This window comes from uncultured Methanobrevibacter sp., from assembly GCF_937881195.1.
Classification (GTDB): Archaea; Methanobacteriota; Methanobacteria; order Methanobacteriales; family Methanobacteriaceae; genus Methanobinarius.
In genome coordinates this window covers 1-15,825 of record NZ_CALGFC010000041.1, presented here as the reverse complement: position 1 = coordinate 15,825, position 15,825 = coordinate 1, and the positions used below count along the sequence as shown (strand labels likewise).

Annotated in this window: 11 protein-coding genes; 7 read left to right on the top strand and 4 right to left on the bottom strand. The window is 24.9% G+C overall.

All coding sequences use genetic code 11. The features are described from left to right. Nucleotides 1-491: 491 nt before the first annotated feature. The 3 genes from Q0087_RS06375 to Q0087_RS06365 are packed head-to-tail and all read left to right on the top strand — an operon-like array spanning nucleotide 492 to nucleotide 2,382. Nucleotides 492-1,064, top strand: a complete 573-nt coding sequence (locus tag Q0087_RS06375) for a DUF4240 domain-containing protein (RefSeq protein WP_297898837.1) — start codon at nucleotides 492-494, stop codon at nucleotides 1,062-1,064. 58 nt (nucleotides 1,065-1,122) lie between these two features. Further along, the gene (locus tag Q0087_RS06370; protein WP_297898838.1) at nucleotides 1,123-1,689 is read left to right on the top strand and encodes a GNAT family N-acetyltransferase; all 567 of its coding nucleotides are present in this window, start codon (nucleotides 1,123-1,125) and stop codon (nucleotides 1,687-1,689) included. Nucleotides 1,690-1,710: 21 nt separating this feature from the next. Then, nucleotides 1,711-2,382 carry a class I SAM-dependent methyltransferase gene (locus tag Q0087_RS06365; RefSeq protein ID WP_297898847.1) on the top strand — a complete coding sequence of 224 codons (672 nt, stop codon included), beginning with the start codon at nucleotides 1,711-1,713 and terminating at the stop codon, nucleotides 2,380-2,382. Nucleotides 2,383-2,515: 133 nt separating this feature from the next. Here Q0087_RS06365 and Q0087_RS06360 read toward each other — a convergent pair whose 3' ends face one another. Further along, a complete protein-coding gene (locus Q0087_RS06360) occupies nucleotides 2,516-3,703 on the bottom strand; it encodes a redox-regulated ATPase YchF (RefSeq protein WP_297898839.1) in 1,188 nt (395 codons plus the stop codon). A 499-nt stretch (nucleotides 3,704-4,202) separates the two neighbouring features. On the opposite strand from Q0087_RS06360, the gene Q0087_RS06355 reads away from it, so the two are divergent. Beyond that, nucleotides 4,203-6,386 carry a phage holin family protein gene (locus tag Q0087_RS06355; RefSeq protein ID WP_297898840.1) on the top strand — a complete coding sequence of 728 codons (2,184 nt, stop codon included), beginning with the start codon at nucleotides 4,203-4,205 and terminating at the stop codon, nucleotides 6,384-6,386. Nucleotides 6,387-6,476: 90 nt separating this feature from the next. Further along, nucleotides 6,477-7,112 (top strand): cobalt-precorrin-7 (C(5))-methyltransferase, encoded by a 636-nt coding sequence (locus Q0087_RS06350; protein ID WP_297898841.1) that lies wholly within the window; start codon nucleotides 6,477-6,479, stop codon nucleotides 7,110-7,112. A 271-nt stretch (nucleotides 7,113-7,383) separates the two neighbouring features. On the opposite strand, the gene leuS is transcribed toward Q0087_RS06350, so the two are convergent. From leuS to Q0087_RS06335, 3 genes are all read right to left on the bottom strand, one after another. Then, nucleotides 7,384-10,437: a leucine--tRNA ligase gene (leuS, locus tag Q0087_RS06345; protein ID WP_297898842.1), complete on the bottom strand. Its 3,054-nt coding sequence runs from the start codon at nucleotides 10,435-10,437 to the stop codon at nucleotides 7,384-7,386. Nucleotides 10,438-10,834: 397 nt separating this feature from the next. Continuing rightward, complete coding sequence (gene cutA / locus Q0087_RS06340; protein ID WP_297898843.1) at nucleotides 10,835-11,176, bottom strand: divalent-cation tolerance protein CutA; 342 nt, start codon at nucleotides 11,174-11,176, stop codon at nucleotides 10,835-10,837. Between the two features lie 101 nt (nucleotides 11,177-11,277). Then, nucleotides 11,278-12,087: an NAD+ synthase gene (locus Q0087_RS06335; RefSeq protein WP_297898844.1), complete on the bottom strand. Its 810-nt coding sequence runs from the start codon at nucleotides 12,085-12,087 to the stop codon at nucleotides 11,278-11,280. Nucleotides 12,088-12,572: 485 nt separating this feature from the next. On the opposite strand from Q0087_RS06335, the gene Q0087_RS06330 reads away from it, so the two are divergent. Both Q0087_RS06330 and Q0087_RS06325 read left to right on the top strand, forming a co-directional pair. Continuing rightward, the gene (locus Q0087_RS06330) at nucleotides 12,573-13,583 is read left to right on the top strand and encodes a TRC40/GET3/ArsA family transport-energizing ATPase (RefSeq protein WP_297898845.1); all 1,011 of its coding nucleotides are present in this window, start codon (nucleotides 12,573-12,575) and stop codon (nucleotides 13,581-13,583) included. 723 nt (nucleotides 13,584-14,306) lie between these two features. Then, nucleotides 14,307-15,593: a hypothetical protein gene (locus Q0087_RS06325; RefSeq protein ID WP_297898846.1), complete on the top strand. Its 1,287-nt coding sequence runs from the start codon at nucleotides 14,307-14,309 to the stop codon at nucleotides 15,591-15,593. The last annotated feature ends 232 nt before the right edge of the window (nucleotides 15,594-15,825 follow it).

Sequence of the window (15,825 nt, the reverse complement as noted above, 5' to 3'; positions counted from 1 at the left end):
TTTATCTATTAAATTATCTATTAAATTAATTATTCCTTTTATTTATTCATTTATCTATTAAATTATCTATTAAATTAATTATTCCTTTTATTTATTCATTTATCATCATATCAAATATTAATTTATATATACTATTTTTAATGCTTTAATCAATTATTAAATATTCTAAAATTCAGTTATTATTAAATAATAGTTAATATTAAGTATAATATCCAATAAAACAAATCCAAAGTAATTATTAGAGATAAAAAACTTATTTTATGATTTATATTTATAGTATTTCTATGTTAAGTATTCTATGCTGATTTTTATAAAAAATATTAAATATTTCAAAATACATAAACTTTAGTAGAATAATGATAATAATAGCTAAAAATAACATGAGAAAACCTTTTACTATTATTTTTATCGTTTATAAAAAATTTTTTATCAATATGAATATATAAAATCAATAATGATTAGTTATAAATTATATAAAAAGGAGTGAAAGTATGATGGACAAGAATATATTTTGGGAATTAATCCAAACATCTTATAAAGAAGCTGATTGGGAAACAGACAAACAAATGCAAATATTGAAAAATAAATTATCTGATTATAGTCAGGATGAAATACTAAAATTTGGAAAAATTTATGAAATATATGCAAAAGAATCTGAAAAAAGTAAATTATGGGCTGCAGCTTATGTTTTAAATGATGGTTGTTCTGAGGATTGTTTTAAATCTTTTAGAGGTTGGTTAATCTCTAGAGGAAAAGAACCATATTTAAATGCAATTCTCAACCCAGACTCCATTATTGATTTAGATATGCCTTATGAAGATGACTATTATGAAAATGAAGATATGCTATCTGTTGCACAAATGGCATTTAACGAAAAAATAGGGTCAAATGAAGATATAAATTTATATTATGAACGAATGAGAGAATTTGAACTAGATACAAAAGAAATATTCAATATTGTTGATGAAATATCATTTGGAGAAGACATAGATGCAAAATGGGATAAAAAAGATGAAGAAAGCATAAGAAAGCTTGTTCCAAAATTATGTGAACAATATTGGTAAAAAAAGCATAATAAAGCATTTAAAAATAATAATTAACATGAAATAAAGTAATAATACCATGAAGACAGGCGATAAATTTACTAATATTGACTATAATCTTAGGAAATTTAGAAATGATGATGTTTGCCCCATAACTAAGTATGCAAATAATCAAAATATTGCAAAATGGCTTACTAAAGAATTTCCAAGTCCATATTCTAAAAAAGATGCTGAAGATTTTATAAATATTACTTCAAAAAAAGAATTTATGAAAGTATTTGCAATTGAAGTAAATGGTGAAGCTGCTGGCTCAATATCTTTATCTTGTAATTCAAAAAATGAAAAAAACATTAGTTTTAATTCTAATAAAAATATTAAAAAAGCAGAAATAGGATATTGGTTAGCTGAGAAATACTGGAACAATGGAATTACTACCTCAGTTATTAAAGAGATAGTTAAATATGGATTTAATAATTATAAAATAGAGTGCATATATGCAACTACATTTGAAAATAACATTATTTCTCAAAAAATTCTAAGTAAAGCAGGTTTTAATACTGATTCTAAAATAAAAAAGATTATTAAAAATAATGAATCTTATGATGTAATCATATATTCAATTAAAAACGATTCAAATAGTTTATAAATTATAAAATGAGGGATTTAAATAGAAGAAGTAAGTAAACAATTCAATAAAATAGCTGAAAAATATGACTCAGAAAGAAAAAAATTAATTCCTGTATTTGATGAATTTTATGGGATAGCCATAGATAGTATTAAACTTAAAAATCTTAATCCAAAGGTTCTTGAGATAGGAACTGGAACAGGTATTTTTACTGAAATGTTTCTTGAAAAATATCCTAATGCTAAAATGGATTTGGTTGATATTTCTGAAGATATGTTTAATATTGCAAAAAAACGCTTTGAAGGAAATAATAATCTTAATTTCTATTTAAAAAATATTTTAGACTTTAAACCAGAAAAATACAAAAAATATGATGTTATTATTTCATCTTTAGCCATACACCATTTACCTGATGAGAAAAAGATAGAATTATATGACAATATTTTTCAATGGTTAAATCATGATGGGTTATTTGTAAATGCTGAAATAATAGCTGGTGAAACAGAATATTTAAACAATATGTATGAAGAATGGCAATTTGAAATAGCTAATAATCTTGATGCAGAAGGAAAACAAAAAGCAATTGAGAGATTAAAACTAGATATTAGAACTCCTGTAAGTAAACAACTAAAATGGCTAAAAAATGCAGGTTTTAGTAATTTTGATTGCATATATAAAGCTTACTGCTTTGGAGTATTATGGGCTAAAAAATAGATATAAAAAGATGAATATGAAAAATATATAGAAGATATATAAAAAATATATAGATGATATATAAAAATGTATAGAAGATATATAAAGATTAAAGAATAAAAAATAGAAAGAATAAAAAAGAAATTATTTAATTTTAACTAGTTATAATGCTAATAATATCTCCATCACATAATTCATAATCACTAGCTACCCTCATATTCTTTTTTGCGTTAACAGCATGCATAAATTTATCACCAATATCAGTATGAATAACATATGCAAGATTTCTAGGATTTGAACCCATTTTAATAAGTATAGGATCTGGAAGGACATTTCCATTATTATCAGTAAATTTATGCTCATCCTCAACTGGGTAAACAACTATCATATTAAGTAATTCAAAAACAGCAGTATTAATAGCTTTTTGAACACCAGTACTCCCATATTTATCCAAAACATTTTCTTTGATATAGTTTAAAGCATTTAACTGATTTTTATTTAAATTTTCCTCATCAGGAATTTCAAAATTAGACTCACCGGGATTATAATTTATTAAACCTGCTTTAGATGCATTAACAAGCGCTAATTCACTATCAGCAGATGCTGGAATAACATCCGGGTATTTTTCTTTAATTCTTTTTATATTTTCCTCAGATGTTGGAAGATCTGCTTTATTAGCTACAATTAACATTGGCTTGGATATTTTTCTGAGGTTTGTTACAAGCAAGATTAAATCTTCTTTTTCCCATTTTTGATAATCTGGATTAATTGTTCTTTTTGCTTCAATAACATCTTCGAGACTTACACCAGTTCCAGACATTTGTTCATATATAACTTTAGCTACATCTAATTTTTCTGCTTCTATTTTTCTAATAAGCCTGTCCCAATTTTTATTTAAAATTCCATACATCCACATGACAATTTCATATTCAAGAAATTCGATATCTTCAAGAGGATCATGAGTTCCTGGATCAACTGGGCGACCTTCTTCATCAGTAGATCCAGAAGCATCTATAACATGAATGAAAACTTTGGCTTGCCTTAAATCATCTAAAAATTTATTACCTAAACCCCTGCCTTCATGTGCTCCTGGAACTAAGCCTGCAACATCGATTAATTCAACATGAATATATCTTTTTCCATCAATACATTCAGAATTTCGTGGATTACAAGTAAGATTTAAATCCACACAAGGACAAGGTTTTACAACATTTGCTATAGCTTTATTTGCATCAATAGTTGTAAATGGGTAATCTGCCATTTCAACTTTTGATGTTGTAGCTGAGTTAAAAAATGATGATTTACCAACATTTGGTTTTCCTGTAACTGCAATTTGAAGCATCTTTTTGACTTCCTTAATTTTTATAAATAGATATTTTTAATATGATATATTTTTTAATATGAAATATTTTTAATAAATTTTATAATCTGAATTATATTCTTTAATAAATTTTATAATCCAAATATATTCTTTAATAAATTTTTATGATAAATATTATAATAATATTTATGATGAAATTAATAATTAAAAAAATAATTAAAATAATAAAATACTGTTTTTTAATAAATTTATTGAATTACCTTATTAAACATTGCTTTTTCAAAATATTTTCATATCCCAATATTAAATTATAACTAATAATAATTTTTTATTGAAATAAAAAACTAAAATTAAAATGATAAAAAAGCTAATAATTGAAATATTACTATTTTTTAATTATTTTTTTATATTATAGCTTATATTAGAATAAACTAAAATTCCCATAATATATTAAAAATGACTATTTACCTAAAATTTAATTAAAAAATTATTTAAATTTAAAGATTAAAGTATAAATTATATGAACACTTTATCTAAAAAAATATTTGCTAATATAAAATTTTTTATTAGAACCCTGATTGTTTGGGTTGGAGAAATTATTGTACTATATTTATTAGCTAATATGGCTATTGGTTTAAATATTGATGGATTTAACACAGCGATTATTGTAATAGTTATTTTAGAAATAATAAATGCCCTCTTTTGGCCAATACTTGCAAGAATTTTTCTTCCTTTTTTAGTATATACCATCGGTATTGGGTCTCTTCTTTTGAATGCCGGTGTAATATGGGTAATAAGTCTATTCCTGCCGACATTAAGTATAGATGGATATGCTTTAATTATTGTACCTCTTGGAATAGCAGTAATACATACAATATTAACTTCAATACTAACTTTGGGCAATGAAGATGAATATTACAATTTTATTATAAGAAGAAAAAAAATAAGATATAATGATGATTATTTTACAAATGGAGAAGTTGATTATAATCAATTCCCTGATAATTATAATGAAAAGAATAATATAAATCATGAAAACAGCACACAGGTTAATGAACCAGGATTAATTATAATAGAAATAGATGGGTTAGCTAAAGATATATTAGAAGAAGCAATAGAAAAAGGTCATATGCCTACTTTAGCTAAATGGAAAGAAGATAAATCCCATAAAATAAAAGAATGGGAAACAGATTTATCTAGTCAAACTGGATCAAGTCAGGCAGGGATATTGCACGGGAATAATGAAGATATAGTTGCATTCAGATGGGTTGAAAAAGAAAATAATAATAAGATAATGGTTTCAACTGGGCTTATGGATGCTCCTAAAATTGAAAAACGTATATCCGATGGAAAAGGCCTCCTTTATAATAATGGATCAAGTAGATCAAATTTATTTTCAGGAGATACAGAAAATGTGCTATTTACATACAGTAAAATGTATGACATAAAAAAATTCTACAACCGAACATGGTATTATGTTTACTCAAATCCTTCAAATTTCGGCCGTATTATTTTATTATTTGTATTTGATATTTTAAAAGAAATCATTTCTCAAATAACTCATAAAGTTAAAAATATTAGGCCTAGAATTAGAAAAGGATTTATGTATTTATTTGTAAGAGCCTGTGCTAATGTATATATAAGAGAAATAAACACACAAACTATTATTGGAGATATGGTTAAAGGAAAAACTGATATAATATACTCTACTTATTTAGGATATGATGAAATAGCTCATCACTCAGGAATTAGAGATAATGATTCATTTAATGCATTGAAAGGTATTGATAGGCAAATTAAAAGAATAGCTGGTGGAAACAATTACACAAAAAGGCCTTATAAAATTGTTGTACAATCAGATCATGGACAAAGTAATGGAGCCACATTCAAACAAAGATATGGTTTAAGTTTAGAAGACTTAGTAAAAAATCTACTTCCAGAAGATATGAATGTTTATGGAGAATTATCCTCCAATGAAGATCACTTTGGCCAAGTAATTACTTCACCAATTACAGATGTTAAAAATATTGTTAGAGATAAAACTGAAACAGCTAAAAATAAATATGATGAAATATCAACAAAAATTAAGTCAAAAGGAGACAATATTTTAGAGTATATTAGTGATTATAAAATTTCAGAATCAACAACCATTAAAAAATCAAAAACAAACCTTAAAAATGCGGAAGTTATTGTACTTGCATCTGGAAATTTAGGATTGATATATTTAACTCAATGGGAAAATCGTCTGGATTATGAAACTATAAAAGAATTATTCCCTGAATTAATCCCTGGACTTGTTCAACACGAAGGAGTAGGTTTTATTTTAGTTAATTCTAAAGAAAATGGAGCATTAGCTATTGGAAAAGATGGAGTATATTACTTAGATGAAGACAAAATCGAAGGAAACAATCCTTTAAAAGATTTTGGATCCAATGCTAGAAAACATCTTCTTAGAACAAATAATTTCAAATATGTTCCAGATATTTTGGTAAACAGTTTATATGATAAAGATAATGATGAAGTTGCAGCATTCGAAGAGTTAGTTGGTAGTCATGGTGGTCTTGGAGGAACACAAACTAAACCATTTATTATGTATCCCTCTGAATGGAAAGTAGAAGATGAAGATATTGTTGGTGCTGAAAACATCCACAAACTTATTAAAAAAAATTATAATTACATTCATGACCAATATAATGATATATAATTTAAGATATATCAAATAATAATGAAAATAATGAAAATAATAGGTTCAATAAATTATTCAAGAGATTATAAAATAGATATAGGTTAAAAAATGACAAAATTATTTATTGTTGGTATAGGGCCAGGTTCTAAAGATTATATTACTGAAAAAGCAAAAAAAACAGTACAAAATGCAGATATCGTTGTTGGAAGTTGGAGAGCTATTGACATTTTCGATGATATTAAGGAAACAATAGGGCTAAATGTAAAAGATCTTCAAGAAAAATTGGAAGAAGCAATTGATTTATCAATAGAAGGAAAAAAAGTTTGTATACTCTCAACTGGCGATCCTGGATTTTCAGGAGTCTTAAAAACTATAAAAAAAATTGCTAAAAGTAAAAATTTTAATTATGAAAATATAGAAGTGATACCAGGAATTAGCTCATTGCAATTAGCTGCAGCTAAAAATAAAATATCCTGGGATGAAGCAAATATAATGACATTCCATGGTAGAGAAGAAATTTCATATATTTTAAATGTTATTGATAATGGACTTCCTACAATCGCACTGCCATCAAAAAGTGTAAAAGATATGGCTAAGTTTTTAATCGATAACAATGTAGATGAAAATAGAAAAATCACAATATGTGAAAAATTAAGTTATCCTGATGAAAGAATTGTTACAACTACTTTAAAAGAAGTTTTGAATAGTGATTTTAGTTATATGTGCGTTATGATAATTTACTAATTATTAATAAATTATAATTTTTATAAAAATAATATTAAAAAATAATATTAAAAAATAATCTTAAATCTAAAAAATAAAATTATTAACAGTGCAAATTAAAATAAGAAAATAAAATTGAAAATGAAAATAAAAGAGTAAATTTAAAAACAAAAAAGTAAAAATAAAAGATTAAAAATAAATGAATATTAAAGAAACAGTGAAGAAATAATAAAGAAATAATAAAAGAATAATAAAGGAATAATAAAGGAATAATAAAGGAATAATAATAAAATTATTCCATAAACAAGGCTGGTTTATAAGGCATTGCATTTCTAGCCTTATTTTGTGGGTCATAGCTATTATCTTTGTGAATAATAACTTCAGAACCTACTTCTTCAGATATAAAATCTAAAGCATCAGATAAAACTTCATATTCATCAATTTTACCAATATATCTTGTTTTTGTCATTTCACGACCAACTTTTTTAGCAACTTCAGCTATTTCTTTTTTATTGTCATGAATATTTTCACCAATAGCTCTGCCCATAATTTGACCAATGTCTGGTTTTCCAACATCATCAGCTATTCTATATAACATCCATTTCCAATCAGGAGCTAAATAAACATGAATCTTCTCAGGAGTAACATCAACAATTTTTTTAATTTCATTTATATCTTTTACAATAGATTGAACCATTTCTTCAGATTTTTCTATTACTTCACTTGGTATACAGCTATCTACTTTTAGATTTAATGTTGGAGTACATTTCATTGGGAAATATTGATATTTGATTGGCCATTCAGCTTCAGATACAAATCCTTCACCACCATATTTAGCCCATAATTCTTCACAGCTATGTGGAGTGAAAGGTGAAAGAATTCTAATCCAAGATTCTAATATGGAAGATAGAACAAATATAAGAGCTTCATCTGGATCTTCTAATAAATGTTTTGTACGATACATATAATGATCAACATCTTTTTTAAGTAGGAAAAGAGAATCTTGAAGTGCTTTTCTTGTTTGGAAACCTTCAAGTGCAGTAGTTGCATCATTTATCCGAATATACAATTGATTCATCATCCAAAGATCGATTTTTCTAGTTAAATCAACCCTTTCAATATTGCTTAAATCTAAAGACGATTTATTTTTATTCATTTTAATTGATTCTATCTTTTCTGCAAACTCGAAAAACCAGTCAAGGCGCCTTTTTGTACCGACAACTTCTTTTTCTCTCCAATCAAAGTCTTGCCATGGTTCAGCTGAAGACATTAAAAATAATCTTACTACATCTGCACCATATTCATTTATTGCATCACTAAGAAGTATAACATTTCCTTTAGAAGAAGACATTTTGTTGCCTTCAAGTAAGCCCATTCCAAATACAACCATACCCTGTGGCCAGTTTTCAGGAGGGAAAATAGCTGCATGATGAAACATATGAAAGCTTAAATGATTTCCAACTAAATCTTTAGCTGAAAGTCTCCAATCTAATGGATACCAATAGCTGAACTCATTTTGAATCTCATTAATAATATCTTCATCAACTTTGAGTCTGAAATCATCAATATTAGCACCAATTGAATTTAATTGAGTTTTATCAATAGTATCAATATTTATATCATTGTCAAAAAATATTTTTTCAAAAAATGCATCATTTAAATCTTCAGAATTAATATCTTTTAAGTATTTAGCTATAGTGTAATAAGACATATAAATTGTAGAATCAGTTAATGGCTCTATTAACCATTGTTTATCCCAAGGTAATTTAGTTCCAAGACCAATTCTTCTAGAACAAGCCCAATCTTCTAACCAACCAATATAATACTCAAGATTTGATCTGACCTCTGCAGGAATTATGTTTTCATTTCTAAGTAACTTTCTTGTTTCATCTTTCCATTCTTCATCAGAATATTTAAGAAACCATTGATTATCCATTATTTTAACTACACATTTTGTACCACATCTACATATTACTGGATGTTCTGCAAAATCATACATAATAGTAGCTTGGTTTTTAGATATCATATCCTTTTTAATATTTTCACGAGCAATGGATACACGTTCACCAGAATAAATAGGAATATGTTTACTAATAATCCCTTTAGAATGTTCAACTTTGTATAGTTCATTTGTAGCTTCTTCTAATTTAGGATCTTCTTGATTCTTAACATTTAATCTTTCTATTACATCTTTAGCAGGTATTTCACTATATTTTTTGATAGTTACAACATTTAAAGGTTCTATTTTATTTACAATATCCTTTAATGAATATTTTTCTATTAATTCTTTATTATTTTTTAAATCTTCGAGAGCTATATAATCTGCAGGAGCATGACCAGGAACAGAAAATACTGAACCACTACCATATTCTGGATCAACAAAACTAGCTGGTAAAATTGGATGGTGATCTTTAGTTACAGGATTTTCAATATGAGCTCCTATTAATGTTTCTGGATCAATATCCCCTAATATTTTTAAATCCTTTATTTGATTTGAAATGTTATCGAAAGATTCTTTGCTTATTAACCATGTTTCTCCATTAGTACCATTTTCAGAATCATCACTAGTCACTTGAATATACTCAACATTAGGATTCAGCCATAAGTTAGTAGAACCATAGATAGTTTCTGGTCTGAATGTAGCTGGAACTAGATATTTAACATTATTTGCAGTGTTAATATTATCCCCATTGTCTTTATTAGTATCATTATCATTTTTTTCAATTATTTTAAATTTTAGAAGGGTTAATTCATTTACTCCAACTCCTTCTCCTTCTAAAAGATCATGATCTCCAACTGGGTTATCACAATGTGGACAATATTTAACAGGATGATTTCCTTTTCTTATTAAATCCATCTTTTTTAATTTTTTTATTTGCCATTCGATAAATTTTTTATAAGTAGGATCTGTAGTCCTAAACTCTCTTCTCCAATCTATTGAATAACCCATGTCATCCATAACATTATGATACTCTGTACTGAAATATTTTACAATATATTCTGGATCTTCGAGTTTTGAAATCTCATTTTTAGGAACCTTATGGACATTTTCATATAAATCAAGTGTCCAAGGGTCTTTATCCTTTATCCTACTAGCGATTCCAATTACTGGAGCCCCAGTTACATGCCATCCCATAGGAAACAATACATTATAGCCCTGCATTCTTTTAAATCTTGCGTAAACATCGGGAACCGTATATGTTCTTCCATGCCCAATATGCATGGCCCCACTTGGATAAGGATAAGCTACTGTTAAAAATATTTTTTTTCTTTCATCATGATCTGACTGAAATAGCTTTGATTCCTTCCATTTTTCTTGCCATTTCTTTTCTATCTCTTTACTCACTTAATCACCAGATATAAATTGAATATAATCATTGAATTAAACATAAATTAAAATATTAATGAAACTAATTAGATAAAGTATCCTAATTAGATAAAATAGTAATAGAATAATTAGATAAAGCATCCTAATTAAACAATACTAATAGAATAATTAGATAAAGTATCCTAATTAAATAAAATGTTATAGAATAATTAGATAAACTATCTTAATTAGATAAAATATCAATAAAACTAATTAATTAAAATATTAATTAAAATATTAATTAAAATATTGATTAAAATATTGATTAAAATATTAATTAAAGTATTAATTACAATATAATATGTTATATTATATTTACTTATATTTACTTATATTATTTACTTATATGATAAAATAATAATAAAAATGAATAATATTAATTAATTTCATCTTTTACCCATTTTAAATAGTTTTTAGAAACATTAGAAATAGGAATAGCTAAAATACATGGATTATCATAGCTATGTATGCCCTTAATAAAATCTATTATCTCATCGACATTTTTTTCTATTGTTTTAAGAAGTAAAATAGCCTCATTATCCTCTTCAAGGTTTCCTTCCCACCAATATATGGATTTCATATTAGAAACTATATTAGAACAGGCAGCTAATCTTTTTTCTACGACTAATTTTCCAATTTTTATAGCTTCTTCCTCATTACTTGTAGTAACATAAATTAATGCCATCAAATTATCACAAACTAAATCATACTCATTCAAATAAAATTTTTAAATAAAATTATATAAATAAAATTTTTAAATAAGATTATTAAATAAAATTATTAAATAAAATATAAATAAAAAATATATTTTTGATAGGTTTAAAATAGCTTTTTTTCTTCAAAAGGACTTGGGGGAAATTCTAACTTATGTTCATTATTATTAATTCTATTTTTCAAATCAACAAGAGTTAATTTAGAAATATTCACTTCTTCTAAAATATCCACATCTTCTAATTGTTTATCTATTAAAAGATATAATAATTTATCTAAAACATCGTAAGTTAAACCAATTTCATCTTCATCAGTCTGACCTATCCATAGTCCAGCTCTTGGAGGTTTATCTATAATTTCATCTGGAATATTCCATTCTTTAGCTAATTTTCGCAGTTGTGTTTTATATATATCCCCTATTGGTTCAAAATCGCAAGCACCATCACCATATTTAGTAAAATAACCTATTAATAATTCACTTTTGTTACCAGTTCCAGCTACCAGACAATTTTTCATATTTGCAAAATAATACAACATAGTCATCCTAATTCTTGCTTTAAGATTACCTTCACTAGCAAGATCTTCTGAAATATCTGAAGCATTATCATCTTTAGCTAAACTCAAAAATTCATTAGTTATAGTATCTATATTTATTTCTTTGTAATCAATATCTAATAATTTAGACATAGCTCGTGCATGTTCTGTATCCTCTTTTGGAGTAGTGGAACTATGTAAATGATAAGAATAAACATTATTTTTACCAATAGCTTCTTTTAAAAGAAAAGCTACGACACTTGAATCAATCCCTCCACTCAAACCAATTACAATTCCATCTGCACCCGCTTTATCTAATATATTTTTTATAAAAGTAGTTATTTCATCTTTAACTAATTCTGAATCGATTTCTGGAAACTTCATATAATCACGAAAATTTATATTATAATTACAAATTATTTCAATTTTTAAATTTAAATTCTTAGATTTTTAAATCTTAGTTTTCAAATTTCTATTTTTTATTTTCTATTTTTTAATTTATCTTTTCTATTTTATTTTCTATTTTTTAATTTTTAGTCGATTTAGAAAAGTTTATTACTGAAAAGTATAAAAATTCTAAAGAGTTTGAAATTAATAATTAAATTAAAATAATTATAAATTTGAAACTAAGATAATTTGATATTGAAATAATTTTAAATTTAAAACATTTTATATATTATAAATCTATTTAACTTAACTAATAAAAATTACTTTTAGAAAATTTATAAAAAAATTTAATAAAAAACTTAATAAAAAACTTAATAAAAAAATATTTAATAAGGAAACTATATTATCATAAAAATTTATAACAAAGGAATTAAAAATAAAATAGAAAAGATAAATTAAAAAAATTATTTAGAGGAATTATAATGAAATTTAAAGATTTATTCAAATTTAAAAATGGCCAAACAACATTTGTATTTGTAGGCGGAAAAGGAGGAGTTGGAAAAACATCCATATCTGCAGCTACTGCAATTTGGATGGCCAAACAAGGGAAAAAAACATTAGTTGTATCTACTGATCCAGCACATTCCCTTTCAGACTCACTTGAAGCACCAATTGGTCATTCTCCAACATTAATTATGTCTAATTTATATGCAGTAGAAATTGATCCTGAAATGGCCATGGAACAACAACAAGCAGAACTTGAAAGTAAAAAAAGTTTAGCTACTGGTGAACAAGCCATGGGATTAGATTTATTAGGAGATCAATTAGATCTTGCTTCTTCTTCTCCAGGTGCTGATGAAGCAGCTGCATTTGAAGTTTTTCTTCAAGTAATGACTACTAATGAATATGATGTTGTAGTATTCGACACAGCACCAACAGGTCACACACTTAGACTCCTTTCATTCCCAGATTTGATGGATTCCTGGGTCGGTAAAATGATTAAAGTGAGAACTAAACTTGGTGGAGTAGCTAATACCTTTAAAAATCTAATTCCGTTTATGGGTGATGATGGAAATGATATTCAGTCAACTGCCGAATTAGAAGAAACCAAAAGAAGAATTGATGAAGCGAAGAAAGTAATGTCTGATCCCGAAAGAACAACATTCAAAATGGTTGTAATTCCAGAAGAAATGTCAATATATGAATCTGATAGAGCTATGGAATCATTAGCAAAAAATAATATGACTGTTGATGGAGTTGTTGTAAACCAAATCATGCCAGACATTGAAAACTGTGATTTTTGCCAGTCCAGACATAAAATACAACAAAAAAGACTTGCTTTAATAAGACAAAAGTTCTCACATCAAACAATAGCAGAAATTCCATTATTTAAAGAAGAAGTTAAAGGAATAAAAAAATTAGAAGAAGTTGCTGAAGTTCTTTATGAAGGAAAAACTCCAGAAGATGTTGAAAAAGACGCCATACTTCTTTAATAAGTTTAAAATGGTTAAATAAACTTATTTTAAATTTTAAAAGAATTAGAATAAACAATCTAAGAATTAGAAATTGGGGTAAATTATAATATTATTATATAATTGTCTAAATTATATTAAATATTTAAATTAAAAATATATTAAAATTAACTTTAATATATTAAAAATATTTTTATAATATAAGAACTAATATTATATATAATATTATATACTAAATAAATAATAAATAATATACTAAAAAATTATAAATAGTATACTAAAAAAATTATAAATATTAAAAATATCTTTTTAAAAATTAGTTTTATGTTTCTTTTAAAAATTGATTATCCATTAATTAATTCAAAAATTAATTACAATGTTTCTTTTAAAAATTGATTATATTTTTTTTTAAAAAATTAGCTTAAATTATATTTAGACTATATGATTTTTATTAAAATAAAAATATTATTAAAAATATAATTAAAATAAAATTAATATAAAATTAATATAAAATGGAATTACTAAAAAATAAGATTAATATAAAATTAATAATAAGCTGGAATTATTAAAAAATAGAATTAATATTATAATATTAATATTATAAAATCAATATAAATTGAAATTAATATAAATTAAGATTATTAAAAAATGAAATTAATAGTATATTAAATTATACTAAATTAAATTAATAGTATGTTAAATTATACTAAATTATATTATAATGTAGTAATTAGAGGGTAGCTGATGAGCAATATGAAAAAAGGAATTCTGATCATATCACTTATTTTAGCAACACTATTCTTATCTGTAAGTTTCGTGTGTGCAGAAGATGGATTAGGAGGAAATAATAGTAATAATAATGTAACAACCAATTTGACAAATAATACCTCTGGAGGATCAAACTCTAGTGTAGATAACTCAAATACTTCTGTAAAAACAGCTGCTAAGCCTTCAAAAGTTTCACAAAGTAGTGTTATCGCTGCTTCAAAAAATCTTAAAGCTTATGCTGATAAATACAAAAAATTACCAAATTATGTTACTATTAAAGGATATAAATTTTCAATGCCAGAATTTTATTATTTAATGTCAAAAACTATTAGCTATAAAAATAGTAAGATAAAATCTAGTATTATTGTTAAGTATAATCTTAAAAACCCAAGTAAGGCATCAGGAACATGGGTAAGAGGAAATATTTATTCATATTATTATTCTATTTATGCTAATAAAATAATCAAATATATGGACAGATATAAAAAGGCTCCAAACTATTTAACAAGTGCTGGTGGAAATAAGATACAATATCAAACTAATATCTATTTATTTGCAAAAGCATTAAGTAAAACAGGAACTAAACTTCCATACTATGTGACTATAGATATAAAATCAGCTAATCCTATAAACAGCTATCTGCCATATTATGATAGAAACAAACCATTAAGTAAATTATTAGGAAAAAATGACCTTGGATATGTAGAGCTAATAGGTCCTTATGGTAATGTTGATTCTAAAATAAAAATAGCATATATTATAGGAATGCACCCTTTAGAAAATAAAGCACATACTGCTCTTTATAAGACTTTAACAAGTTATAAAAATTTAAAATATGCATATTACATTTATAAAGTAACAGTTACTAAAAATCCTAAAGATTATACTGATGGAAGGATGAATGGTCAGAAACTTGCTCAAAAATATATTCTCCCAAATATCAAGTTGAATAAATACAATTTAGTTGTTGATGTACATTCTAATCTGGGAACAAAAGGCGGAAACTACCAAAAAACAAATTTCATATTTGCTCCAGCGAAAAATAAGAATTCATTAATAATCGCGAAAAAAATAATTAAAAATATTCCAGGACTTGACTATTATTATCCTAGCTCTCAAACAAGCCCTCAATATTGTACTGAACCATTAGTAAGAGCAGGTATTAAAACAATAGTCTATGAAACATATTATTATGAAACTAGCAGCGTGACATTAAAATATATTAAACAATTAATAGCACAAGTAGATAAATTAAGTCTTTAGATTTTAAATTAAATTTTAAAATCTATTTATATTTATTTAATTTTTTAATTTATCTCAAATATTTTTAATTTATTTCTAATTCTATTTTTTTATTTTTAATTATTTTTATTTTGTTTTTGCTTATCTTTATTCTATTTTTAATTAGTCTATTTTTAATTATATTATTTCTAATCAAATTATTTCTAATTAAACTATTTCTAATTAAACTATTTCTAATTAAACTATTTCTAAT